Source organism: Microbacterium sp. NPDC055502 (assembly GCF_053643635.1).
This window is the reverse complement of sequence record NZ_JBSHKJ010000001.1, coordinates 1,079,402-1,104,181: the sequence shown is the minus strand read 5'-3', so window position 1 is coordinate 1,104,181 and position 24,780 is coordinate 1,079,402. Positions and strand designations below refer to the sequence as shown.

Below are 24,780 nucleotides of genomic sequence, written 5' to 3'. Positions count from 1 at the left end.
TGTAGTTTCAGGGGGGTCATCCGTGTCGACAGAGCCACAAGTCATCGCGGGCCGGTACCGCGTCGACGAGCTCATCGGGCACGGCGGAATGGCGAAGGTGTACCGCGGGTACGACCTGACCCTCGGTCGCGAGATCGCGATCAAGATCCTCGACCCCGAACTGGCCAGGGACACGAGCTTCCGCACGCGGTTCCGGCTGGAGGCGCAGGCGGCGTCGCGCATGTCCCACCCGTCGATCGTGCGGGTGTACGACGCGGGCGACCCGTCGACGAGCGACCCCTCGTCCGATGAGCCGCCGTACATCGTGATGGAGCTCGTCAAGGGCACCCTGCTGAAGAAGATCATCGCCGAGGGTCCGGTGCCCGTGGCCGACGCCGTCCGCTACGTCGACGGGATCCTCGAGGCGCTGGACTACTCGCACCGCGCGGGTGTGGTGCACCGCGACATCAAGCCCGGCAACGTGATGGTGACCGACAAGGGTCAGGTCAAGGTCATGGACTTCGGCATCGCCCGCGCGGTGTCCGACTCCTCCTCGACGGTCGCGGAGACCACGCAGATCATCGGCACCGCGGCGTACTTCTCGCCGGAGCAGGCCAAGGGCGAGCCGGTCGACGCCCGCGCCGACCTGTACTCCACCGGCGTGGTGCTGTACGAGCTGCTCACCGGGCGCCAGCCGTTCCGCGGCGAGTCTCCGGTCGCGGTGGCGTACCAGCACGTGAGCGAGACACCGATCCCTCCGTCCGAGGTGAACGAGGAGTCCCCGGCGGCGCTCGACCCGATCGTGCTGCGCGCGCTCGCGAAGGACCCGTACCAGCGCTTCCCCGACGCGGCGCACTTCCGCGCGGCCCTCGACTCGGCCGTGACCGGTGCCGCCCCGACGCGCAAGCAGATCGGCGCGCTCACCAGCGAGCTGTATGGCCCGAACCCGCGTCAGGCGCAGGAGACGGCGCGGTCGCTGCGGCAGCTCAGCAGCGACACCACCATGACCCGCACGCAGTCGGGCCCGCCGGTCGCGTGGATCTGGGCGGGCGTCGCGCTGCTGGCGGTGCTTCTGGCGTCGGTCCTGTTCTGGGTGGTCACCATCAGCATGCGGCCGTCCGAGGTGCCCAGCACGTCGAGGGTCGTGCCCGACCTGACCAATGTGGCGTCGGAGCGTGCGCAGGACGACCTGGCCAAGCTCGACCTCTCGTCGAAGATCGTCATCGAGTCCAGTCCCGACATCGCCGAGGGCAACGTGATCCGCACGGATCCGGAGAGCGGGGTGTCGGTCGAGCAGGGGTCCACCGTCACGCTCTACGTGTCGTCCGGCGAGGAGACCGTGGTGGTGCCGAAGCTCGAGGGCATGTCCCTGGCCGCGGCCACCGAGGCGCTGGAGAAGGCGGGGCTGCAGCTCGGCACGGTCACCCAGCGCAACGACAAGGGCCTCGCGGCGAACACCGTGATGACGGCCAGCGAGAAGGCCGACACCGAGGTGGCGCCGAACACGGTCGTGAACCTCGAGGTCGCCAGCGGCAAGGTCACCCTGTCGGATGTCGTGGGCTGGTCGGTCGATTCCGCATCGAAGGCGCTCACGGATCTCGGGCTCACCCCGGTGCCGATCGAGGAGAGCGACTGCCCCGCCACCGACCCGGCCACCGTGCACTCGATGTCGGTCGCTCCGGGCGACGTGCCGATCAACTCCTCGGTCGAGCTGCGCTACTGCACCGGTTCCTGACGCGCAGCCGTCCGACACCCGGGGTCAGCGCGTGAGCGGGTGCAGTCGTTCTGCTCGCGACACGGCGTCCGGGTCGCCGCACAGTCGCAGCCAGTTCGCCAGCAGACGGTAGCCGCCCTCGGTGAGCACGCTCTCCGGGTGGAACTGCACCCCGTGGAACGGGAGCGTGCGGTGTTCGAGCGCCATCACCGTGCCGTCCGCCGTCCGTGCGGTCACCGCGAGCTCGGCGGGCAGGTCGCGCTCCGCGAGGGCGAGGGAGTGGTAGCGGCCTGCCGTGAACGGCGAGGGGATGCCGTCGAACAGCGCCGAGCCGTCGTGCGCGACCGCCGACACCATGCCGTGCATGATCTCCGGGGCGCCGGTCACGGGGGCACCCAGGGCCGCGCCGATCACCTGGTGACCCAGGCACACGCCGAGCGTGGGAACGGCGGAGCGGGCGGCGAGGCGTACCGCATCGAGCGAGACGCCGGCGTCGTCGGGCGAGCCCGGCCCCGGCGACAGGAGCAGCGCGTCGTGCGCGGTGAGCAGTCCCTCGACCCGCGCCGCATCGACCTCGTCCGCCTCGACGATCGTGGTGTCGGCACCGAGCTCGTGGAGATAGCCGATCAGGGTGTGCACGAAGCTGTCGTGGTTGTCCACGACGAGCACGCGGGTCATTCGACGTCGACCTCACCCGGGGAGATGAACGGGCTGATCCAGGGGAACACGTACCAGAACAGGGCGTAGAGCACGGCGGCGACCACGACCAGCAGGATGAGCACACGCAGCCACCAGGGACCGGGCAGCAGGCGCCAGAGTGCGGCGTACATGGGTGGTGTCTCCTGATCGTTCGTGGTCACACCGACGGAGCGGCGGGAGGGGGAGGCGGGTCGGTCAGTGCGGACGGCGGCCCTTCGGCGCGCGGCTGGAAGCTCTCGAACACGCCGTAGGCGACGATCCGCTCGGCGAGCGAGTACAGGGGGGAGCACGCCGTGAGGGTGATGTACTGCTCGCCGGTCTGCTGTGCGGGCATCTGCGGCACGTCGGCCAGCACGTCGGTCTGCGTGGGCGTGACGTACTCGAGCGTGCGGAAGCGGTACGTGTACCAGCCGTCGGGGGTCTCGACCACGATCGCGTCGTTCAGTTGCAGCTTGTCGAGCTGGTTGAACGGCTTGCCCCAGGTGGTGCGGTGGCCCGCGAGGGAGAAGTTGCCGACCTCGCCGGGCATCTTCGAGTCGGTGTAGACCCCGATGCCCTTCTGGTCGAGCGTCCTGGCCCGGCTGGTCCCGCCGTAGATGCCGAAGTTGTACTCGGCGCCGAAGCGCGGGATGTGCATCTGCCCGAACCACGCCCCGTCGGCGGGGGCGGCGGGCACCGGCGCCTGGTACACCGTGGTGCCGTCGTCGGTCTCGACCTTCGGCGGCAGTGCGGGGGGATCGGCCGCCGCGAGCTGCTGCGAGATCGCCGCACCCTCGTCGTTCTTCTGGGCGGCGATGATGATGTCGCCGATCCACATCTGCCATGCGACGAAGAGGAGGACGAGGACCCCGGCGGTGAGCAGCAGTTCGCCGAGCACGCTCGCGAACGTGGCGCGCGACCGGGGCCGCTGCCGACGTCCGTGGCGCCCCCCAGGCACGGCGGATGCAGTCATGGCGTGATCTTATCCGTCGACACTGAACACGGGCTCGTGCGGAGGCACGCGTCTGTGACCGCCTCTCGTGGGCGCAGAGGTCTCCCGGGTACAATGACGGCATGGCACGTGACCGCAAGACCGAAGAACCCGTCGTCGAGCGCGCCGAGGGCGACGCCGCTCCCAACGCCGTCTGGTTCAAGCCGGTGATGATCGGCTTCATGCTTCTCGGTCTCGCGTGGATCCTCGTGTTCTACATCTCGGGGATGCAGTTCCCGATCCCGGGCCTCGACAACTGGAACCTCGCGATCGGTCTCGGCATCGCTCTCATCGGGTTCCTCATGACCACACGCTGGCGCTGACCAGCCCCTTCTCTTCCGAAGCCCCCTCGCCGCGCGAGGGGGCTTCGTCGTGCCGGCGGTGGTGTGCATCGGGCTCCTCGCGCTCGATTCGGATTTTCCGAGATTCTCCGGTAAAGTCTTGGAGGTTGACGGGGCTATAGCTCAGGCGGTTAGAGCGCTTCACTGATAATGAAGAGGTCCCAGGTTCAAGTCCTGGTAGCCCCACCGTTCAATTCAAGAAATCCCTCACGGGGCCTTAGCTCAGTTGGTAGAGCGCCTGCTTTGCAAGCAGGATGTCAGGAGTTCGAATCTCCTAGGCTCCACCACCTCGGGTCTCCTCTCTCCCGCGCACCGACCCCCTTCCGGTCGTGCTTCGGCATCGATCCTCACCACCGTGGCGTCGTGCTGCCGGTGTGCTCCGACTCATCCAGGCCGCGCCCCGTCGGAGCCCGGTCGGACCGCCCCACGATGTGGGTGCGCCCGACCGGGCCCCGTCGCTCGGCCCCCCGGTCGAGCTATCCGATGTCCGTCGGGCGGCGGCGCGCTCCCCTCCGGACGACGACCAGCGTGACTCCGCCCAGGATCAGGGCGAGCGCGAGCAGTGCCGCGGCCGTCTGATCCCGACCACCCGTCGTCGGCAGTCGTGCGGGTTCCGGTGTCTCCGGATCCGTGGGCGTGCTCACCGTCGACGGGTCGCTCGTGATCGGATCATCGGTCCCCGTACGTCCCGTGGCGGTAGCGACGTTGGTCAGGTCGCCACCGGTCGCTTCCGCCGCGGTCACGACATGGTCGGCCGTACAGAGAGCCTGCTCACCGGGCGCCAGAGGCACGAGCGGGCACGTGATGGCGTCGCCGCGCTCGTCCAGCATCGGGTCGTCGATGCCCAGATTCTCGATCGTGACGTTGCCCGTGTTCGCGACGGTGAAGGCGTAGTGGATCACTTCTCCCTCGTCGGCGGCGCGGTCCCGGTCGGCGTCGTCGATCACGGCCGTCTTCACGAGGGTCATCGACGGCACCTGATCAGTCGGCGTCACGACGGTGTCGGGTTCGGACGGGACGGGGTCGCCTCCGGGAGGCGTGCCGGTCGCGGTCGCGGAGTTCTCGACCCCGCCCGCGTCGACGTCGGCCTGCGTGATGACGTACGGCGCCGCGGTGCAAATCGCGACCTCTCCGGGGGCGAGCGTGGTGACGTCGCAGGTGACGGTGCCGACCTTCGGGTCGTTCACCCCGACATCGGCCAACGGGACGTTGCCCGTGTTCGTGATCGTGAACGAGTACGCGATCGTGTCACCCACATCGGTCAGGCCGTTGCCGTTGACATCCACGGGGGCGCCCGCGGTCTTGTCGATCGTCGAACTCGGGGCGGACGCGACAGCCGGGGTGGTCGTGCTGTCGGGGTTGGACGGGACCGGGTCGCCGTTCGGATCCGTCCCCGACGCGGTGGCGATGTTCGCCACCTCACCCGCCTGCTCATCGTCGGCCGTGACCGTGTAGGTCGGTGCGGTGCAGTTCGCGACCTCGCCCGGGGCAAGGGTCGTGACATCACACGTCACCGTCCCGACCTTCGGGTCGCTCACGGCGATGTCGGTCGCCGTCACGGTCCCCGTGTTCGTCACGGTGAAGGTGTAGTCGATCGTGTCGCCCTCATCCGTGATGCCGTTCGCGTTCACATCCACCGGAGCACCGGCGACCTTGTCGAACGACAGTGATGGCACCTGATCGACCGGCGTCACCACCGTGTCGGGCTCAGACGGCACCGGGTCCTCCCCGGAAGGTGTACCCGTCGCGGTCGCGGAGTTCTCGACCCCGCCCGCGTCGACGTCGGCCTGCGTGATCGTGTACGTCGCCCCGCAGGTCGCGACCTCACCCGGGGCGAGCGTCGTGACATCGCACGTCACGGTGCCGACCTTCGGGTCGTTCACACCCACATCCGCGAGGGGAACGTTGCCGGTGTTCGTGATCGTGAACGAGTACGCGATCGTGTCGCCCACATCGGTCAGTCCGTTGCCGTTGACATCCACCGGGTCACCCGCGGTCTTGTCGATCGTCACCCCCGGGGCCGAGGCCTCCGACGGGGTCGTCGTCGAATCCGGGTCGGAGGGGACCGGGTCGCCGTTCGGATCCGTCCCCGACGCGGTGGCGGTGTTCGCCACCTCACCGGCCCGCTCATCCGCCGCGGTCACCGTGTAGGTCGCCGCCGAGCAGCTCGCGACCTCACCGGGGGCCAGGGTGGCGACATCACACGTCACGGCACCGGCCTTCGGGTCACTGACCGCGATGTCCGTCGCAGTGACCGTACCCGTGTTCGTGACCGTGAACGTGTAGTCGATCGTGTCGCCCGCATCCGTGATGCCATTGGCGTTCACATCCACCGGGGCACCGGCGACCTTGTCGAACAGCAGCGACGGCACCTGATCGACCGGCGTCACGATCGTGTCGGGCTCCGAGGGGACCGGATCCTCCCCGGGAGGCGTACCCGTCGCGGTCGCGGAGTTCTCGACCCCTCCCGCGTCGACGTCGGCCTGCGTGATGACGTACGGCGCCGCGGTACAGGTCGCGACCTCGCCGGGAGCGAGCGTCGTGACGTCGCAGGTGACGGTGCCCACCTTGGGGTCGTTCACACCCACATCCGACAACGGGACGTTGCCCGTGTTCGTGACCGTGAACGAGTACGCGATCGTGTCGCCCGCATCGGTCAGGCCGTTGCCGTTGACGTCCACCGGGTCACCCGCGGTCTTGTCGATCGTCGAACTCGGCGCGGACGCCTCCGACGGGGTCGTTGTCGAATCCGGGTCGGACGGGACCGGGTCACCGCCGGGCTCCGTCCCCGTGGCGGTAGCGGTATTCGCGACCTCGCCCGCCGCCTCATCCTCGGCCGTGACCGTGTAGGTCGCCGCCGTGCAGCTCGCAACGGCCCCGGGCGCCAGGGTGGTGGCGTCACAGGTGACCGTCCCGACCTTCGGGTCGCTGACGGTGATGTCGGTCAGGGTCACGTTGCCGGTGTTGGTCACCGTGAACGTGTAGTCGATCGTGTCGCCCTCATCCGTGATGCCGTTCGCGTTCACGTCCACCGGAGCACCCGCGGTCTTCTCGAACGACAGCGCCGGCGCGGCCGGGACGGCCGGGGTGGTGGTGCTGTCGTCGTCGGTGGGTGCCGGGTCGCCCGCGGGGTCTGTCGCCGAGGCGGTCGCGGTGTTCGCGACCTCGCCGGCGGCCTCGTCATCCGTGGTGACGGTGTACGCCGGGGCGGTGCAGGTGGCGACCGCGCCCGGTGCCAGGGTCGTCACATCGCAGGTCACCGTGCCGACCTTCGGATCAGCGACCGCGACATCGGTCAGGGTCACGTTGCCGGTGTTGGTCACGGTGAAGGTGTAGTCGATCGTGTCCCCGGCGTTGGTGAGGCCGTCCCCGTTCACGTCGACCGGCGTGCCGGCCACCTTGTCCAGCTCGAGCGCCGGGGTCTGGTCGGTGGGGGTGGTCGTCGTGTCGGGCTCAGACGGAACAGGGTCCTCTCCGGGCGGGGTGCCCGTGGCCGTGGCGGAGTTGTCGACGGAGCCGTTGTCCACGTCGGCCTGCGTGATCACATACGGTGCCGCGGTGCAGTTCGCAACCGCACCGGGGGCGAGCGTGGTGACATCACACGTCACCGCGCCGACCTTCGGATCGTTCACCGTCACATCGGCCAGCGGCACGTTGCCGGTGTTGGTCACCGTGAACGTGTACGCGATCGTGTCGCCCACATCGGTGACCCCGTTGCCATTCACATCCACCGGGGAACCCGCGGTCTTCTCGATCGTCGAACTCGGAGCCGACGCCTGCGACGGCGTCGTCGTCGAATCCGGGTCGGACGGAACCGGGTCACCGTTCGGAGCCGTCCCCGACGCCGTCGCCGTGTTCGCCACCTCACCCGCAGCCTCATCCGCCGCCGTCACCGTGTACGGCGCCGACGCACACGAAGCGACCGCACCCGGCGCGAGCGTCGTCACATCACACGTCACCGCACCCACCTTGGCGTCCGTGACCGCGACATCCGTCACCGTCACGTTGCCGGTGTTCGTCACCGTGAACGTGTACGCGATCGTGTCACCTTCATCCGTGATGCCGTTCGCATTTACATCCACCGGCGTCCCCGCCGTCTTCTCAAACGACAGCGCCGGGGTCTGGTCGGTGGGGGTGGTCGTCGTGTCGGGCTCAGACGGAACAGGGTCCTCTCCGGGCGGGGTGCCCGTGGCCGTGGCGGAGTTGTCGACGGAGCCGTTGTCCACGTCGGCCTGCGTGATCACATACGGTGCCGCCGTGCAGTTCGCAACCGCACCGGGGGCGAGCGTGGTGACATCACACGTCACCGCGCCGACCTTCGGATCGTTCACCGTCACATCGGCCAGCGGCACGTTGCCGGTGTTCGTCACCGTGAACGTGTACGCGATCGTGTCACCCACATCGGTCACCCCGTTGCCATTCACATCCACCGGGGCACCAGCGGTCTTCTCGATCGTCGAACTCGGAGCCGACGCCTCCGACGGCGTCGTCGTCGAATCCGGGTCGGACGGAACCGGGTCACCGTTCGGAGCCGTCCCCGACGCCGTCGCCGTGTTCGCCACCTCACCCGCAGCCTCATCCGCCGCCGTCACCGTATACGGCGCCGACGCACACGAAGCGACCTCACCCGGCGCGAGCGTCGTCACATCACACGTCACCGCACCCACCTTCGGGTCCGTGACCGCGACATCCGTCACCGTCACGTTGCCGGTGTTCGTCACCGTGAACGTGTACCCGATCGTGTCACCCTCATCCGTGATGCCATTCGCATTCACATCCACCGGCGTCCCCGCCGTCTTCTCGAACGACAGCGCCGGCGCCGGCGTGACGACCGGAGTGGTCGTGCTGTCGGGGTCGGAGGCGACCGAGTCGCCGTCCGGGTCCGTGCCCGCGGCGGTCGCGGTGTTCGCGACCTCGCCCGCGGTCTCATCGGCAGCGGTGATCACGTACGGCGCCGCGGTGCAGTTCGCGACCGCACCGGGGGCCAGGGTGGTCACATCACACGTCACCGCGCCGACCTTCGGGTCGTCCACCGTGATCTCCGACACCGCCACATTGCCGGTGTTGGTCACCGTGAACGTGTACGCGATCGTGTCACCGGCGTTCGTGATGCCGTTGCCGTCGACGTCCACCGGGGCGCCCGCGACCTTGTCGATCGTGAGAGCCGCGGCCGAGGCGACGACCGGGGTCGTGGTGCTGTCGTCGGCGGTGGGGGCGGGGTCGCCGCCGGGGTCGGTGGCCGCGGCGGTCGCGGTGTTCGCCACCTCGCCCGCGGTCTCGTCCGCTGCGGTGACGGTGTAGGGCGCTGCCGTGCAGGTGGCCACGGCCCCGGGAGCGAGAGTCGTGACGTCACACGTGACGGTGCCCACCTTCGGGTCGTCGACGGCTACGTCGGTCAGTGTGACGGTGCCGGTGTTCGTGACGGTGAACGTGTACGCGATGGTGTCGCCCTCGTCGGTCAGGCCGTCCGCATTCACGTCGACCGGTGTGCCCGCGGTCTTGTCCAGCACGAGCGACGCGGTCTGGTCGGTCGGGGTGCTCGTGGTGTCGGGGTCGGAGGTGATCGCGGGTTCTCCGGGCGGGGTGCCCGTGGCGGTGGCGGAGTTGTCGACCGAGCCGTTGTCGACGTCGGCCTGCGTGATCGTGTACGTCGCGGCGGTGCAGCTCGCGACCGCACCGGGAGCGAGGGTGGTCGCATCACAGGTGACCGCGCCGACCTTCGGGTCGTCCACCGCGACATCGGCGAGCGGCACGTTGCCGGTGTTGGTCACGGTGAAGGTGTAGGCGATCGTGTCGCCGGCGTCGGTCACCCCGTTGCCGTTGACGTCGACCGGAGCACCCGCTGCCTTGTCGATCGTGAGACTCGGTGCCGAGGCGACGACCGGCGTCGTCGTCGTGTCGGTGTTCGACGGGACGGCGTCACCGCCCGGGTCCGTGCCTGCGGCCGAGGCGCTGTTCGCCACCTCACCCGCCGTCTCGTCCGCGGCGGTGATCGTGTACGGTGCCGCGGTGCAGCTCGCCACCGCTCCGGGAGCCAGCGTGGTGACGTCACACGTGACGGCGCCGACGAGGGCATCCGTGACCGCGATGCCCGCCACCGTGACGTTGCCGGTGTTGGTGACGGTGAAGGTATACGCGATGGTGTCGCCCTCGTCCGTGATGCCGTTGGCGTTCACATCCACGGGGGTCCCCGCGGTCTTGTCGAACGACAGCGCCGGCGCCTGGTCGGTGGGGGTGGTCGTGGTGTCGGGGGTGGTCACGACCGGGCCGCCCGTCGGGTCCGTGCCGTTCGCGGTGGCGGAGTTGTCCACCGAGCCGTTGTCCATGTCGGCCTGGGTGATCACGTACGGGGCGGCCGTGCAGGTCGCGACTCCCGTCGGCCCGAGCGCCGTGACATCACAGGTCACCGTGCCGACCTTGGGGTCGTTCACGGCGATGTCCGACACGGTGACGTTGCCGGTGTTGGTCACCGTGAACGTGTACGCGATGGTGTCGCCGACGTCCGTCGAGCCGTTCCCGTTGACGTCCACGGGTGTTCCCGCGGTCTTGTCGATCTCGAGGGCCGGTGCGGGTGCGACCACCGGAGTGGTGGTGCTGTCGTCATTCGACGGGACGGCGGTGCCGCCGGGATCGGTGCCGGTGGCACTCGCGGTGTTCGCGACCTCGCCCGCGTCCTGATCCGCGGCAGTGATCGTGTAGGCGGGCGCGGTGCAGCTCGCGACCTCACCGGGAGCCAGGGTGGTCACGTCACAGGTCACCGCGCCGATCTTCGGGTCGGTGACGGTGATGCCACTCATCGTGACGTTGCCCGTGTTGGCGACGCTGAACGTGTAGGCGATGGTGTCGCCCGCGTCGGTGATGCCGTTCGCATTCACATCCACCGGGGCGGCGGCCGTCTTGTCGAACAGCAGTGCCGGGGCCTGCTCGGTGGGTGTCGAGGTGGTCGACTCGTTCGAGGCGATGGGGTCGCCGCTGGGGTCGGTGCCCGCCGCGGTGGCGCTGTTGTCGACGGCGCCGGCATCGGTCTCCGCCTGGGTGATGACGTAGGGCGGCGCGGTACAGGTGGCCACGGCATCGGGTGCCAGGGTCGTGGCGTCGCACGTGATCGCGCCGAGCTTCGGGTCGGTGACGGCGATGTTCGCGATGGTGGTGTTACCGGTGTTCGTGACGGTGAAGGTGTAGGCGATGGTGTCGCCGGTGTCGGTGGTCCCGTTGCCGTTGACGTCGACCGGGGTGCCCGCGGACTTCACGAGATCGAGGGTGGACAGGGCCTGCACGGTGTCGGTCGTGCTGATCGGCGTCGGCTCCTGGGTGGAGCTGGCGCTGGCGGTGTTGGTGTACGAGTCGATCGTCTCCGGCGCGGGAGTGTCCACGGTCACCTGGTAGGTGACCACGAGCGATTCGCCCGGAGGGATCGTGAACGGATCCGTCGGTCCGACGAGCGACCCGGCGACGGGATCGCCGCCGACGAGGTCGGGGTTGGTCCCTCCCGCCGCGTTGTCGCGCACGGTGGTGCCCTGCGTGGCGACGGTGGACCCGGGCACATAGGTGACGCCCGCGGGGAGCACGTCGTCGACGGTGACGCCCGTCTGCGGGATCGTCCCGGCGTTGGTCAGCGTGATCGAGTAGGTCAGCGTCTGTCCGCCGTCGACGATCCCGTCGGCGTCGTCGTTCGTCTTCGCGATCTGCATCGCCGGGGGAAGCACCTCGATCGGTGCGGAGAACGAGTTCGCCGTCTCGCCCACGATGTTCGCGGAGAGAGCCCCCGGCTCGATCGTGTTGGTCTGGGCGCCGGGTGTGACGCCGATCACCGGCACGGTGATGGTGCAGCTTCCCGGCACGATCGCCCCGTTCGGCCCGGTGGCCGCGGGGATCGAAGCACCGCTCAGGCTGACGGTCGTCCCGCCGGGGGGCGCCGTGAGTGTTGCGGCGGTACATGTCGTCGTCGCCGTGCCCGTCGGTGCGATGCGGATGTTGGAGGGCAGGTTGTCGGTCAGCGCCGCCCCGGTGATGCCGGTGGTGGGGGCGAGGTTGGTGTTGTTGATCGTGATCGTCAGGGTGGTCGTCTCGCCCTGAGCGATCGGCGACTTGGCGAAGGACTTGGAACCCGAGAGCGGCGGCAGGCAGGAGAACGCGGGGGTGTGGCCGTCGGGAGCGTTCTGCAGGGCCGTCTGATTGGCGGTGTAGGTCCAGGTGGCCGGAGCCCCGGTGGTCACGAGCCGGTCCAGCGTGCCCGTGGGCGTGGAGTATCCGGCGATGTAGACCTCGTTGCTGATCGGCGAGGCCACGGGCACGCGCATGTTCGAGCCACCCGCGGTGAACGTCCGCAGCAGCGCCCCGGTCGACGCGTCGTACACGAACGTGTGTCCGGCCTCGCCACTGGCCACGAGGTAGTTGGTGTTGGGGACGAACGTGAGTCCGTGGATCTGCTCGGTGGTCGTGATGGTGCGCACGAGGGCCGACGGCGCGGTCCTGTTGCGGATCGGGATCGACAGGACGGTCTCGCTGGCGGCGGCGATGTACGTGGCGTTGACGGCGACCGTGTGCGCCGGAGCCGCTCCCGCGATGACGCGGGACGTCGTCGTCGAGGTGCTGCTCATGTCGATCACGGAGATCCCGCCGTTGGTGCCGTCGTCCTTGGCGACGAACAGCTCGTTTCCGTAGGCATCGACCCATCCCGGACGAGAACCGGCGGCGCCGACCGTGATCACGCGGGACACGGTGTTGGTCGCGGTGTCGATCACGCTGACGGTGTTGGACCCGATGTTCGAGATGAACACCTGCGAGCCGTCGGCGGAGCTCCACGCGCCGACCGACGCGGAGAACGACGGGTGGTTGATCGTCGTGACCGCGAGGGTCGCGGTGTCGATCACCTGTACGGACCCGTTGCCGTTCGCCACGTAGACCCGCGATCCGTCCGGGAGCGACGTCACACCGTAGGGGGTGCCGCCGACGGGGATGTTCCGGATGTTCGTGTCGGTGCCGGTGTAGATCATCGAGACGGAGCCGGAGCCCGTGTTGACGAAGTACCCGACGCCCTCCGTACTCGTACAGGAGAACTGGAACTGGGCTTCGGCCGGCTTGGGCGGCGCGACGACCGTCACGAGGAGGCTGGCGAGCAGCGCGAGCAGGGCGATGATCGCCCAGCGGCGTCTCGTCTCGTTCCGTCCTGCAGTCGGCGCGATGAAATTGTGGTGTTCTGAGGCGAACATCCGACCCTCCGGCAACCCCCGCCAGATGGAATCAGCAATCGCCGGAGCACGGGGCTCCAGCACTCAGCAGGCTAGCCCCGCCGGAAATGCGACGATAGGTGACTTTAGGAATTCACCGTGATGACTTTAGGTATTCGCTGATAGCCGAAGGTCACTGCCGAGCGGCGGAGACGAGGGCGTGCGGGGCCAGGTTCACCCGCTCCGCTCCGGTGTCCGTCACGATCACGATGTCCTCGATCCGGGCGCCCCACCGACCGGGGAAGTAGATGCCCGGCTCGATGCTGAACGCCATCCCCGGCCGCAGCACGAGGTCGTTGCCGGGAGCGATGTAGGGCTCCTCGTGCACCGAGACACCGATCCCGTGGCCCGTGCGGTGCAGGAACGCCTCGCCCAGTCCGGCCTCGGCGAGCACCGTGCGCGCGGCGGCATCGACCTCGGCGGCCGTCGCCCCGGGACGCACGGCATCGACCGCGGCCTGCTGCGCCCGCACGAGCACGGCGATGCGTTCGGCCTCCTCCGCGCCGGGGTCGCCGACGACGTAGGTGCGTGTGCTGTCGGAGTTGTAGCCGCTGGGCACCGCACCGCCGATGTCGACCACGACGATGTCGCCCTCCTCGATCACCCGGTCGGAGACCTCATGATGCGGGTCGGCCCCGTTCGGACCGGATCCGACGATCACGAACTCGACCGTGCGGTGGCCCTCCTCGACGATCGCGGCGGCGATGTCGCCCGCCACCTCGCGTTCCGTCCGTCCGGCGCGCAGCCACTCGGGCACGCGGCGGTGCACGGCATCGATGGCGGCACCCGCACGCCGGAGCTCCGCGATCTCCGCGTCGTCCTTGATCATCCGCCCCTCGCGCAGCACCGGGGTCGCGAGCTCCACCCGCACCCCCAGGCGTTCCGCGATCGGCACCACGTGGAGCGCGGGCAGCGCGTCGGAGACCCCGGCCCGCTGGACCTCGCCCGCCGCCGCGAGCACCAGGGCATACGGATCCTCCCCGTCCACCCAGTCGGCGATGGTCAGACCGAGTTCGCCGGCCGCGGTGCTGCGGATCTTCGCCAGCTCCATGCGCGGCACCACGATGGTCGCGCGCGCGTCGGGGGTGAGCACCAGCGCCGTGAGCCGTTCGATCGTGTCCCCCTCGACCCCGAGCAGGTACTGGAGGTCGGGCCCCGGTCCGACGACCACGGCGTCGAGTCCGGCGTCCGCGGCGAGCGCGGCTGCACGGGTGAGTCGGGAGGCGTAGACGGAGGCGGGGAACGGGGGAGTGCTCACGGTTCCACGGTAGTGCCGGGGTGCCGTCGCTGTCTCGGCTTCGGAGCGCTTCAGCTGATGGCCTGGCGCAGCCGGTCCGCGAGGAACTCCCGGTCCTTCGGCGTCAGGTCGATCACAGCGTACGCCGTGGGCCACACGGTGCCGTCGTCGAGGTTCGAGATCGGCTCGAACCCGAACGTCCCGTAGCGCACCTTGAACTTGCTCGCGGGCTGGAAGAAGCACAGCACCTTCCCGTCTCGACCCCACGCGGGCATGCCGTAGTACGTGCGCGGCACCAGGTCGGGGGCGACTTCGGAGACCAGGTCGTGCAGCTTCCGCGCCAGCGTCCTGTCGTGCTCGTCGAGCTTGTCGATGGCCTCCGTGATATCGGCTTCGCCGGCCGCCCTCAGCTCCTCGGGCGACTTCTTGGCACGCGACCGTCGGGTGCGGGCCTCCTTCGCGGCGGCCTGCATGGCCTCGCGCTCCTCGGCGGTGAAGTTCTTCTCGTTGTCGGCGGCCATGGTTTCCGTCCTCTCGGTGTGGCTGATCTCCACAGAATAGGAACCATCCGAGCGCCGTCGCTTCTCGATTCGTGATCGATGTGCGCCGGCCGACACGTGGTCGGAGCGTGGCGTGCCCGGCGGATAGGGTGTGAGCCATGGACCTGCGCGTCGCCGCATACGGGGTCGTCACCGATGAGGGTGGCCGGCTCCTCCTGGCGCGCTGGATCGAGGGGCGTCGCACGGCGTGGACCATGCCGGGCGGCGGGCTCGAGCCGGGCGAGGCCCCGGAGGACGCGGTCCGCCGGGAGTTGCGCGAGGAGACCGGGTACACCGTGCGGGTCGGCGCGCTGCTCGGTATCCATTCGCGGGTGATCCCGGCAGGGCGGCGGGTGCACAAGGCGGCGGAACCACTCCACACACTGCGCATCGTCTACCGCGCCGAGGTCACCGGCGGACGGCTGCGCTTCGAGACCGAGGGCTCGACCGATAGGGCCGAGTGGTTTCCGCTCGCGGCCGTCGCGGGGCTGCAGCGGGTCAAGCTGGTCGACATCGCCATCCGGATGGCGGGACTCGCCTGAGCGGTCGCGGTCAGCGCTCCTCGGGAATGGAGATGTCGGCGACGGTGGCGCCGTAGGCGGCGATCAGGTCGTCGGCGTCCACGAACAGGCTGTAACCGTGCGCACCCGCTCCCATGGCGATCCGCTGCCCGACGATGGACTCGTCGGCGTACACAGGCCAATCGGTCGTGCTGCCGATCGGGACGATCGTGCCCCGCTCATACCCCGTGGCCGCGAGGGCGAGCTCGGGTTCGGGCAGTCGCAGCTTGTTGACGCCGACCACGGCACGCAGCTTGGGCCACGAGATCGACCGACCGCCGGGGACCAGGGCGAACAGATAGGTGTCGTCGGAGCGCTTCACCACGAGGGTCTTCACGATGCCGGACGGCGGGATGCCCAGGATCTCCGCGGCCTCATGCAGGCTGCGCGCCTGCGGCCGCTCGCGGATCTTGATGTCGAGTCCGCGGGCGGCCGCAGCATCCCGCACCCGCGCGTGCGGGTCGGGGGTGGTCACGCGTCGGGAGCCGACAGCGGGTCGTCGGCGACCCAGAGCTCGTCGTCGGCGCGGAGGGCCTGCCAGGCGGCGTAGAGCACTCCGACGGCCGCAGCCGCACCCAGCACGATCGCGATGACCGAGCCGAGGCCGGGGCCCTTCTTCGGAGCGACGGCCTTGCGGGCCTTGTACTCGATGCCCTGACGCTTCGCGTTGGCGACATCCCACGCGGTGAGCGCGGTGCCGACGACGCCGCCGACGATCGGCACGACCTTGTCGTCGACGACGTGCCTGCCGACCTTCACGCCGCGGTCGACCACGGGGGCGACACGACGGTTGTAGGTGTCCTGGACGGCGGGGACGAGCTGTTCCCGATTGAAGTTGCCGAGCTGACGGCCGGCCTCTCGGGCGACGTCGGCGGCGTGGCCGACGAGCACCTGCTGGTCCTCCCACAGCTGGTTGGCGTCCTTCTGAAGACGACGAAGCTGCTTCTTCCGCTTGCGGCTGAGGCTCACGATGCTCTCCTGTCCATTGGAGTACGGGTTCCCCATCTTGCCACGACACCCTGGATGGGGGGAGGGAATCGCCCGCCCCTTGCATCATCCGCCGAGGGGATGTACAGACCCGGGCCACTCATCGGAAGCTCTGCGAGAATGAGGGCATGGTTCATGCTTCCCACGTCGCAACTCTGCACACCAACCACGGTGACATCGTCATCAACCTCTTCGGCGACCACGCTCCCAAGACGGTCAAGAACTTCGTCGGCCTGGCCGACGGCACCCAGGAGTGGACGCACCCCGCCACCGGCAAGCCGGGCGAGGGTCCTCTCTACAAGGACGTCATCTTCCACCGCATCATCCCCAACTTCATGATCCAGGGCGGCGACCCGCTCGGTCAGGGTGTGGGCGGCCCCGGCTACAACTTCGATGACGAGATCAACGGGGAGCTCGACTTCAACGAGCCCTACATCCTCGCGATGGCCAACGCCGGCCTGCGCCGCAACGCCATCACCGGCAAGGTCGAGGGCACGAACGGCTCGCAGTTCTTCATCACGACCGACCCGACCCCGTGGCTGCAGGGCAAGCACACCATCTTCGGCGCCGTCGCCGACGACGCCTCGAAGAAGGTCGTCGACGCCATCGCCGCCGTGCCCACCGCGGCCGGCGACCGCCCGGTCGAGCCGGTCGTGCTGCAGTCGATCGACATCGTCGCCGCCTGACGGAAGCCACGGCCGATCCGGATGTCGACGCCCGAGTTCACGAGTAATCGCGACAACTTCTGCTACCGGCATCCGGATCGGCAGAGCTTCGTGCTCTGCCAGCGGTGTCTGCGCACCATCTGCCCCGAGTGTCAGACCCAGGCCGCCGTCGGCGTGATCTGCCCGGAGTGCATGGCGGCCGAGCGCAAGAACCGCACTCCCGCCCAGAAGAAGGCCGCCCGACGCTGGGGGAACCGCGGCGGTGCTCTGGCGATGACCCGCGGCGGCAAGCCCGTCGTCACCTACGTGCTGCTGGCGATCACGTCGTTCATCGGCCTCGTGCAGCTCATCCCCGGGCTCAACCAGCCGATCACACAGGCGCTGGGCTTCTACGCACCGTTCCTCTACCCCAACCTGTTCGCGGTGCCGTTCGAGCCGTGGCGACTGCTGACGGTGCTGTTCGTGCACGGCGGCTTCGTGCACCTCGCGCTCAACATGCTGGCGCTGTGGATGCTCGGCCAGAGCCTCGAACCCATGCTGGGGCGGGCGCGCTACCTGGCGCTGTACCTGATCAGCGGACTGGGTGGATCGGTCATGGTCGCGATCCTCGCGCCGGGCTCATGGACGGTCGGAGCATCGGGCGCCATCTTCGGTCTCCTCGCGTCGCTGTTTATCATCGGCCGCCACATCGGGGCGAACGTGACCGGGATCCTCGTCATCCTCGCGATCAACTTCGCCTTCGGGTTCTTCGCCGGGGGGATCTCCTGGCAGGCGCATCTGGGCGGGGCGATCGTGGGCGCGATCGTGGCCTTCATCTATACGCGCACGAAACGCCGTGAGCAGCGCGTGTGGCAGATCGTTTTCCTCTCGGCCCTGGTGGTTCTCCTGCTCGTGATCGTGGCGTTCGTTCCGCCGCTGCTCCTTTTGGCCTGATCCCGAGTTGTTAACAGAGTTGTTAACGCCTGTGAATAACATCGGTGTAATTCTCCCCATGCTGTGGAGAGAACTGTGGATAACTTCGCCGACGCCGTGAGCGACGGCGCCGAGGGGCCGGCACTCTCCGAGTACCGGCCCCTCCGTGCTCCCTCGTCTCAGCGCCCGGGTCGGATCGTCACGTTCCCCGCTGCGAGAGAGACGTCGATCGTGTGTCGCGCGTTCGACCCCTGATCGACGGTGGCATCGAGCGAGCCGGCGCTCACGTCCTGGGTGAGGCTGTACTCCACGTCGGGCAGCGTGAGGTCGACCGATCCCGCGCTCGCATCGACCGATGTGCGCGCGGGCGCCGAGCCCGTGAGCTCCACCGTGAGATCGCCCGCCGAGATGCCCAGGTCGGCCTCGGCCACCGAGTCCAGCACGATGTCGGCGCGCCCGGCGTTCATCTGCACGTCGAGCGTCTCCGCCGCGCCCTCGACGTCGAGCGACCCCGCGTTCACGTCGAGCTCGAGGTCACCGAAGTCACCCGTCACATCCAGGCTGCCCGCGTTGAGCGTGAGGTTCGCATCCAGACCGGCGTCGCGCAGGCTCTCGGGCAACGTCAGCACCGCGACCTCCTCGTCGCCGAACCAGTTGCCGAACCACCAGCCGAACACACCCCGCGGGCTCTTCACGACGAGTTCGTCGCCCTCCCGCTCGAACGTCCAGGCCTGCCCGCGGCCGTTCGTGACCGCCAGTTCGGCGTCGTCCACGTCACCGAACTCCACCCGCACGCTGCTCGCGTCGGCATCGAGGTCGACGCCGTCGATGCCGTCCACGCCGACGGTCTGGACCGAGTCGGGTCGGCTCGATGACATCACGGAGCCCGCGGCTGCGGCCGCCGCCGTGCCTCCGGCGCCGAGCAGGGCGAGGCCGCCCACCACGGCGGTGATCACGAGGATCGCCGTGGCGCCCGAGGAACGTCGGGGCTCGGTACCGGAGCCGCCCGGCACCATCGGTGCGGGCTCGGCCGGGGCGTGAGGTGCCGTCGCAGGGGGAGGGGTGAGCGGCGTGTGGCCGCCCTGGGGGCCCTGATCTTCGGTGGTCATCGTGCCATTCCTGTCTGTCCGGTCGGCGGCGTGGGGCCGCCCGTGTTCTCGATGTGTGCCAGGGCCGCCAGCACGCGACGGTTTCCCGACTCGTCCTGCTCGAACCCCAGCTTCTGGAAGATGGAGGTGATGTGCTTCTCGACACTCGCCTCGGAGACGAACAGCAGTCCGGCGATCGCTTGGTTCGACTTGCCCTCCGCGATCAGTGCCAGCACGGTGCGCTCACGTTCCGTGAGGCGCAGCATCCGGTCGTCGCGGTTGCGTCGCGTGAGCAGCTGCGCCACGACCTCCGGGTCGAGCACGGTCGCTCCGTCGGCGATCCGCTGCACGGACTCGATGAACTCCGCGACGTCGGCGACCCGGTCCTTCAGCAGGTAACCCAGGGGCCCTCCCTGCGCCGCGATCAGGTCAGACGCGTAGCGCTCCTCCACGTACTGCGACAGCACGAGGATCGGAAGGGACGGATGCGTCGCCCGCAGCGCCAGCGCCGCACGGATCCCCTCGTCGGTGAACGTCGGAGGAAGCCGCACGTCCAGGATGCAGAGCTCCGGGTCGGCGGATGCCACGGCCTCCGCCACACCGTCGGTGTCGGTGAGCGCGGCCACCACCTGATGACCCGCGTCTTCCAGCAGACGCACGAGCCCCTCCCGCAGCAGGACCGAGTCCTCGCAGATCAGGATGCGCATGGCACGTTCACCTCCAGGCTGGTCGGACCACCGAGCGGGCTGTCCAGGCGGAACGTTCCGCCGGCGGCGAGGATCCGGTTCGCGATGCCGTCGAGGCCGCCGCCGGGGAGCACCTGCGCGCCGCCCACGCCGTTGTCCTCCACGCGGGCCCACAGCACGTTGCCCTCGCGCAGTCGCACCGTGACCCGGGCCTCGCTCGCGCGAGAGTGCTTGGCGGCGTTGGTGAGGGATTCCGCGATCGAGAAGTACACCGCGGCCTCGGCCTCACGACTGCACCGCCCGTCCATCCGCACGTCGAGGTGCACGGGGATGTGCGAACGGCCGGCGAGTGCGGACAGCGCCGCGTCCAGCCCGCGGTCGTCGAGGACCGAGGCGTGGATGCCCCGCGCGAGCTGCCGCAGCTCGGTGATCGCCGCCTTCGTCGAGGTGTGCGCCTCCGAGATGAGGTCCTTGGCCGCGTCGGGATCGGTGTCGATCTTCTGCTGGGCCAGGCCCAGGGTCATGCCGACCGAGACGAGACGCGGCTGCACGCCGTCGTGGAGATCCCGCTCGATGCGGGTGCGCTCCACGTCGGCCGCACGCACGGCTCCCTCCCGCTGCGCCGTCGAGGCACGCACCCGCTCCGTGAGCTCGGTCTCCCGACTGCGGGCGACGATCGCCAGGGACAGGGTGCGGTGCAGGAATGCGAGTCCGATGATGCCGGCCGCCGATGCGGCGACGCCCAAGATCCCGATGAGCGGAGCCCAGGCGACGGGGATCCCGGCACCGCCGAAGGGTCCCATGATGCTGTCGGCAGAGGTCAGGGGGGCGAAGGAGATGATGATCGACCACACGAGGCTCCAGGCCAGGCGGAGCACGACCCAGCCCAGCACTGCCGAGATGGCGAAGTTCGCGACGGCACGCCACATGCGTCCGTCGACGGCCTGTCGCCCGAGGGCGCGGAGCCAGCCGGCGAAGCCGGGACGATCGCGCGGCTGCAGTCGCAGGGGCGCGAGCGGGGTGCGGTAGAGACCGGCGACGCGCGCGACCTCGAACCAGCCGAGGCCGTAGAGCGCGTAGACGAGACCGACGAGCAGGACGATACCGATGCCGGCGACGAACACGAGGCCGATCCCCGTCCCGAGCAGTGCGCCGAGGGTGGCGAAGATCCCGCCGCCGAGGACGCCGATGCCCGCCAGATGCAGGACCGTGAGGAAGAGGCGCAGCGGTGGCTTCGCCGGAGCGGCGGCCGGAGGCGCAGGCTGAGTGGTCATGTTTCCACGGTACGGGGGAGGGTGCCACGCGGGCACCGAGGCAGCCGGACACTCCGGTTCGGGTTTTCCCTACCCGGGACCGCCCTCGCCACTGTCCTCGTCTGCTTCACTGGTGGCATGACAGCCCACGAGGGAGAACCGCACGGCACCGGAGTGGGTCAGCGCCTCAACTGGCTGCGCGCCGGTGTCCTCGGAGCGAATGACGGGATCGTGTCGGTGGCATCGCTGGTCGTGGGCGTCGCCGGTGCCACCACCGATAACGCCGCGCTCCTCACCGCGGGCGTCGCCGGTCTGGTGGGTGGGGCGATCTCCATGGCTCTGGGCGAGTACGTCTCCGTGAGCAGCCAGCGCGACAGCGAGCGCGCGCTCATCGCCAAGGAGAAGGAAGAGCTGCGCACGATGCCGGAGGAGGAGCTCGCCGAGCTCACCTCCCTGTACCGCGACCGGGGGCTCACGGAGGACACCGCGCGCCGTGTGGCCGAGGAGCTCACCGCGCACGACGCTCTGTCGGCACACCTCGAGGTGGAGCTCGGCATCGATCAGGACGACCTGGTCAACCCGTGGCACGCGGCGCTGTCCTCCGCGATCGCGTTCACGCTCGGCGCGCTGCTCCCCTTGCTGGCGATCCTGCTGCCCCCGCCCGACTGGCGAGTCCCGGTGACCTTCGTCGCGGTGTTGATCGCCCTGGCCGCGACGGGCACGATCTCGGCGAGGATCGGAGGATCCGCGCCGGGCCGAGCGGCACTGCGGCTCGTGATCGGCGGAGCGCTCGCGCTGCTCGCGACGTGGCTGATCGGCACGCTCCTCGGAACGACCGGGGTGGTCTGAGCCGCCGCGCCGTGCACACGACGAAGGGCGGGTGCCGCAGCACCCGCCCTTCGTCGTGACTCGCGTCAGTTCGACATGAAGCCGACGAGCAGGCCGCCCGTCACCTTCACGGCGAGGTTGTAGATGCCGGCGATCACGGCGCCGAGCACCGTGAAGACGATCAGGTTCAGGATCGCCACGACCGCGGCGAAGGCCATCACCTGCGGCAGGCCGACGACCTCGGACAGCACGAACGCGTTGTCCGTGATGCCCTGGAGGAACTCATCTGCGGTCGACATGATGCCCGTCGCCTGGAGCACCAGGAAGATGAGGAAGAAGGAGACCATCGTGACGACGGCGAGAGCCACGGCTCCCAGGAAGGAGAGCTTCACCGCTGACCAGAAGTCGACGTACACCAGGCGGAGGCGAACCTGCTTGCCACTGGTCTTGCGGGTCGACTTCTTCGCCAGCTTGTCGGCCACTGTGCTCATGCGTCTGTATCCTCGGGTGTCTCTGTCGTCTGGGGGGCCTCGGTGTCGACATCCGCTTCGGCCTCGTCTTCTGCGAGACCGCGCTCACCGTTACGGGCGATGGCGAGGATGCGGTCGGCCTCCGTCGTGCGGGCGAACACCACTCCCATGGTGTCTCGACCCTTCGCGGGGACCTCGGCCACGGCAGAGCGTACCACCTTGCCGCTGGACAGAACCACCAAGACCTCGTCGTCCTCCGCGACGATCAGACCACCCGCGAGAGTGCCCCGATCGTCGTTCAGTTTCGCGACCTTGATGCCCGTTCCGCCACGGCCCTGGACCCGGTATTCCTCGACCGCCGTGCGCTTCGCGTACCCGCCGTCGGTGACCACGAAGACGAACTTCCCGGCGGCCGCGACCGAGGCGGACAGCAGGCAGTCGCCGTCGATCTTGAACTTCATGCCGCGCACACCGGCGGTCGCGCGGCCCATGGGGCGCAGTGCCTCGTCGGTCGCCTCGAACCGCACCGACATGCCACGGCGGCTGATGAGGAGGATGTCGTCCTCGGCGTTGACGAGCAGCGCGCTGACGAGCTCGTCCTCCTCGTTGAGCCGGATCGCGATCACGCCGCCCTGACGGTTCGTGTCGTACGCGTCGAGTCGGGTCTTCTTCACCAGACCGTCGCGGGTCGCGAGGACGAGGTAGTCGGCGACCTCATAGTCGCGGATGTCGAGCACCTGGGCGATGCTCTCGTCGGGCTGCAGGGCGAGCAGGTTGGCGACGTGGGTGCCCTTCGCGTCGCGACCGGCCTCTGGCACCTCATACGTCTTGGCGCGGTAGACGCGGCCCTTGTCCGTGAAGAACAGCAGCCAGTGGTGCGTGGTGGTGACGAAGAAGTGCTCCACGATGTCGTCGGCGCGGAGCTGGGCGCCCTTGACGCCCTTGCCACCGCGGTGCTGCGAGCGGTAGTTGTCGCTGCGCGTGCGCTTGATGTAGCCCTCGCGCGTGACGGTGACGACCATCTCCTCTTCGGCGATGAGGTCTTCCATGGAGACGTCGCCGTCGAAACCGTGCAGGATGTGCGTGCGACGCTCGTCGCCGAAGCGGTCGACGATCGCGGTGAGCTCCTCGCGGATGATCGTGCGCTGCCGGCCCTCGTCGGCGAGGATCGCCTTGTACTCGGTGATCTGCGCCTCGAGCTCGGTGGCCTGGTCGATGATCTTCTGGCGCTCGAGGGCCGCGAGGCGACGCAGCTGCATCTGCAGGATCGCATCGGCCTGGATCTCGTCGATGTCGAGGAGCTTCTGCAGGCCCTCGTTCGCGTCGGCCGTGGTCTGCGATCGGCGGATGAGCGCGATCACCTCGTCGAGGGCATCGAGCGCCTTCAGGTAGCCGCGCAGGATGTGCATGCGCTTCTCGGCCTCGTTGAGGCGGAACTGGGTGCGCCGCACGATCACGTCGATCTGGTGCGCGATCCAGTTGGTGACGAAGCCGTCGATCGCGAGCGTGCGCGGAACACCGTCGACGATCGCGAGCATGTTCGCGCCGAAGTTCTCCTGCAGCTGCGTGTGCTTGTACAGGTTGTTGAGCACGACCTTCGCGACCGCGTCACGCTTGAGCACGACGACGAGGCGCTGACCGGTGCGGTCGGAGGACTCGTCACGGATGTCCGCGATGCCGGTGATCTTCCCGTCGCGCGCGAGGTCGCCGATCTTCACCGCGACGTTGTCGGGGTTCACCTGATACGGCAGCTCGGTGATCACGAGGCACGTGCGGCCCTGGATCTCCTCGACGTTCACGACCGCGCGCATCGTGATCGAGCCGCGTCCCGTGCGATAGGCCTCGTGGATGCCCTTCGTGCCGAGGATCTGCGCGCCGGTGGGGAAGTCCGGCCCGGGGATCCGCTGGATCAGACCGTCGAGCAGCTCCTCGCGGGAGATGTCCGGGTTGTCGAGGGCCCACAGCGCCGCGTCCGACACCTCGCGCAGGTTGTGCGGCGGGATGTTCGTGGCCATGCCGACCGCGATGCCGACCGAACCGTTGACGAGCAGGTTCGGGAACCGGGCCGGCAGGACCGTGGGCTCCTGCGTCTGACCGTCGTAGTTGTCGGTGAAGTCGACGGTCTCCTCTTCGATGTCGCGCACCATCTCGAGCGCGAGCGGAGCCATCTTCGTCTCGGTGTATCGGGGGGCCGCCGCGCCCATGTTGCCGGGGGAGCCGAAGTTCCCCTGGCCGAGCGCGAGCGGGTACCGCAGCGACCACGGCTGCACCAGGCGCACCAGAGCGTCGTAGATCGCGGAGTCACCGTGCGGGTGGTACTGCCCCATGACCTCGCCGACCACGCGGGCACACTTCGAGAACGACTTGTCCGGGCGGAATCCGCCGTCGTACATGCCGTAGATCACGCGGCGGTGCACGGGCTTGAGGCCGTCGCGCACGTCGGGGAGCGCGCGCCCGACGATCACGGCCATCGCGTAGTCGAGGTAGCTGCGCTGCATCTCCGACTGCAGGTCGACCTGGTCGATCTTGCCGTGGTCGTGGCCCTCGTTGATGTCGGGACGTTCTTCGTCAGTCATGTGTTCTCTTCAATTTCCGGTCGTTGAGCGAGCGAGGAGGCGAGCT

19 protein-coding genes and 2 tRNA genes are annotated in these 24,780 nt (G+C 69.1%); 8 read left to right on the top strand and 13 right to left on the bottom strand.

Translation table 11 applies throughout. The features are described 5' to 3' along the window. Nucleotides 1-22: 22 nt before the first annotated feature. Nucleotides 23-1,714: a Stk1 family PASTA domain-containing Ser/Thr kinase gene (gene pknB, locus ACWH95_RS05470; RefSeq protein WP_136035627.1), complete on the top strand. Its 1,692-nt coding sequence runs from the start codon at nucleotides 23-25 to the stop codon at nucleotides 1,712-1,714. A 24-nt stretch (nucleotides 1,715-1,738) separates the two neighbouring features. On the opposite strand, the gene ACWH95_RS05465 is transcribed toward pknB, so the two are convergent. The 3 genes from ACWH95_RS05465 to ACWH95_RS05455 are packed head-to-tail and all read right to left on the bottom strand — an operon-like array spanning nucleotide 1,739 to nucleotide 3,344. Then, nucleotides 1,739-2,371, bottom strand: coding sequence for an anthranilate synthase component II (locus ACWH95_RS05465; protein WP_454120321.1), 633 nt, complete (start codon nucleotides 2,369-2,371; stop codon nucleotides 1,739-1,741). Beyond that, nucleotides 2,368-2,523, bottom strand: coding sequence for a hypothetical protein (locus ACWH95_RS05460; protein ID WP_168387293.1), 156 nt, complete (start codon nucleotides 2,521-2,523; stop codon nucleotides 2,368-2,370). Before ACWH95_RS05460 ends, ACWH95_RS05465 begins: the two co-directional genes overlap by 4 nt. Before the next feature lie 26 nt (nucleotides 2,524-2,549). Further along, on the bottom strand, nucleotides 2,550-3,344 hold the full coding sequence (locus ACWH95_RS05455; RefSeq protein WP_136035631.1) for a class E sortase: 795 nt from the start codon (nucleotides 3,342-3,344) through the stop codon (nucleotides 2,550-2,552). Between the two features lie 101 nt (nucleotides 3,345-3,445). On the opposite strand from ACWH95_RS05455, the gene ACWH95_RS05450 reads away from it, so the two are divergent. The 3 genes from ACWH95_RS05450 to ACWH95_RS05440 all read left to right on the top strand — a co-directional run bounded on the left by ACWH95_RS05450 (nucleotide 3,446) and on the right by ACWH95_RS05440 (nucleotide 3,990). Beyond that, nucleotides 3,446-3,685 carry a cell division protein CrgA gene (locus ACWH95_RS05450; RefSeq protein ID WP_136033213.1) on the top strand — a complete coding sequence of 80 codons (240 nt, stop codon included), beginning with the start codon at nucleotides 3,446-3,448 and terminating at the stop codon, nucleotides 3,683-3,685. A gap of 130 nt (nucleotides 3,686-3,815) precedes the next feature. After that, a tRNA-Ile gene (locus tag ACWH95_RS05445) sits at nucleotides 3,816-3,889 on the top strand. 25 nt (nucleotides 3,890-3,914) lie between these two features. Then, nucleotides 3,915-3,990 (top strand) — tRNA-Ala (locus ACWH95_RS05440). Between the two features lie 189 nt (nucleotides 3,991-4,179). Here ACWH95_RS05440 and ACWH95_RS05435 read toward each other — a convergent pair. The 3 genes from ACWH95_RS05435 to ACWH95_RS05425 form a co-directional block, all read right to left on the bottom strand. Continuing rightward, complete coding sequence (locus ACWH95_RS05435) at nucleotides 4,180-12,915, bottom strand: DUF7507 domain-containing protein (RefSeq protein ID WP_454120319.1); 8,736 nt, start codon at nucleotides 12,913-12,915, stop codon at nucleotides 4,180-4,182. Nucleotides 12,916-13,066: 151 nt separating this feature from the next. Continuing rightward, nucleotides 13,067-14,191 (bottom strand): M24 family metallopeptidase, encoded by a 1,125-nt coding sequence (locus ACWH95_RS05430; RefSeq protein ID WP_136033712.1) that lies wholly within the window; start codon nucleotides 14,189-14,191, stop codon nucleotides 13,067-13,069. Nucleotides 14,192-14,241: 50 nt separating this feature from the next. Next, the gene (locus ACWH95_RS05425; protein WP_136033714.1) at nucleotides 14,242-14,691 is read right to left on the bottom strand and encodes an iron chaperone; all 450 of its coding nucleotides are present in this window, start codon (nucleotides 14,689-14,691) and stop codon (nucleotides 14,242-14,244) included. A 137-nt stretch (nucleotides 14,692-14,828) separates the two neighbouring features. Here ACWH95_RS05425 and ACWH95_RS05420 point away from each other — a divergent pair, with 137 nt between their 5' ends. Beyond that, nucleotides 14,829-15,251 (top strand): NUDIX hydrolase, encoded by a 423-nt coding sequence (locus ACWH95_RS05420; RefSeq protein WP_136036487.1) that lies wholly within the window; start codon nucleotides 14,829-14,831, stop codon nucleotides 15,249-15,251. 10 nt (nucleotides 15,252-15,261) lie between these two features. Here the strand turns inward: ACWH95_RS05420 and ACWH95_RS05415 are convergent, their stop codons facing one another. Together ACWH95_RS05415 and ACWH95_RS05410 are read right to left on the bottom strand one after the other, a co-directional pair. Continuing rightward, nucleotides 15,262-15,717, bottom strand: coding sequence for an aminoacyl-tRNA deacylase (locus ACWH95_RS05415; protein WP_454120657.1), 456 nt, complete (start codon nucleotides 15,715-15,717; stop codon nucleotides 15,262-15,264). Nucleotides 15,718-15,740: 23 nt separating this feature from the next. After that, the gene (locus ACWH95_RS05410; RefSeq protein ID WP_136033719.1) at nucleotides 15,741-16,238 is read right to left on the bottom strand and encodes a DNA helicase; all 498 of its coding nucleotides are present in this window, start codon (nucleotides 16,236-16,238) and stop codon (nucleotides 15,741-15,743) included. 146 nt (nucleotides 16,239-16,384) lie between these two features. Between ACWH95_RS05410 and ACWH95_RS05405 the strand changes: the two genes are divergently transcribed. Further along, nucleotides 16,385-16,942, top strand: a complete 558-nt coding sequence (locus ACWH95_RS05405; protein WP_136033721.1) for a peptidylprolyl isomerase — start codon at nucleotides 16,385-16,387, stop codon at nucleotides 16,940-16,942. A gap of 21 nt (nucleotides 16,943-16,963) precedes the next feature. Further along, nucleotides 16,964-17,854, top strand: a complete 891-nt coding sequence (locus tag ACWH95_RS05400; protein WP_136036486.1) for a rhomboid family intramembrane serine protease — start codon at nucleotides 16,964-16,966, stop codon at nucleotides 17,852-17,854. A gap of 158 nt (nucleotides 17,855-18,012) precedes the next feature. Here the strand turns inward: ACWH95_RS05400 and ACWH95_RS05395 are convergent, their stop codons facing one another. From ACWH95_RS05395 to ACWH95_RS05385, 3 genes are read right to left on the bottom strand one after another with little or no spacing between them, the layout of a single operon-like run. Further along, nucleotides 18,013-18,942: a DUF4097 family beta strand repeat-containing protein gene (locus ACWH95_RS05395; protein WP_247638039.1), complete on the bottom strand. Its 930-nt coding sequence runs from the start codon at nucleotides 18,940-18,942 to the stop codon at nucleotides 18,013-18,015. Beyond that, nucleotides 18,939-19,628, bottom strand: a complete 690-nt coding sequence (locus tag ACWH95_RS05390; protein ID WP_136033727.1) for a LuxR C-terminal-related transcriptional regulator — start codon at nucleotides 19,626-19,628, stop codon at nucleotides 18,939-18,941. The genes ACWH95_RS05395 and ACWH95_RS05390 overlap by 4 nt, the downstream gene beginning before the upstream one ends. Next, complete coding sequence (locus ACWH95_RS05385) at nucleotides 19,616-20,881, bottom strand: histidine kinase (RefSeq protein WP_452312991.1); 1,266 nt, start codon at nucleotides 20,879-20,881, stop codon at nucleotides 19,616-19,618. The genes ACWH95_RS05390 and ACWH95_RS05385 overlap by 13 nt, the downstream gene beginning before the upstream one ends. A 117-nt stretch (nucleotides 20,882-20,998) precedes the next feature. Here ACWH95_RS05385 and ACWH95_RS05380 point away from each other — a divergent pair, with 117 nt between their 5' ends. Beyond that, the gene (locus tag ACWH95_RS05380) at nucleotides 20,999-21,709 is read left to right on the top strand and encodes a VIT1/CCC1 transporter family protein (protein WP_206252150.1); all 711 of its coding nucleotides are present in this window, start codon (nucleotides 20,999-21,001) and stop codon (nucleotides 21,707-21,709) included. A gap of 65 nt (nucleotides 21,710-21,774) precedes the next feature. On the opposite strand, the gene ACWH95_RS05375 is transcribed toward ACWH95_RS05380, so the two are convergent. Both ACWH95_RS05375 and gyrA read right to left on the bottom strand, forming a co-directional pair. Further along, on the bottom strand, nucleotides 21,775-22,179 hold the full coding sequence (locus ACWH95_RS05375) for a DUF3566 domain-containing protein (protein WP_136033734.1): 405 nt from the start codon (nucleotides 22,177-22,179) through the stop codon (nucleotides 21,775-21,777). Continuing rightward, entirely contained in the window at nucleotides 22,176-24,734 is a 2,559-nt protein-coding gene (gene gyrA, locus ACWH95_RS05370) for a DNA gyrase subunit A (RefSeq protein ID WP_136033736.1), read from the bottom strand. Before gyrA ends, ACWH95_RS05375 begins: the two co-directional genes overlap by 4 nt. Nucleotides 24,735-24,780 lie beyond the last annotated feature (46 nt).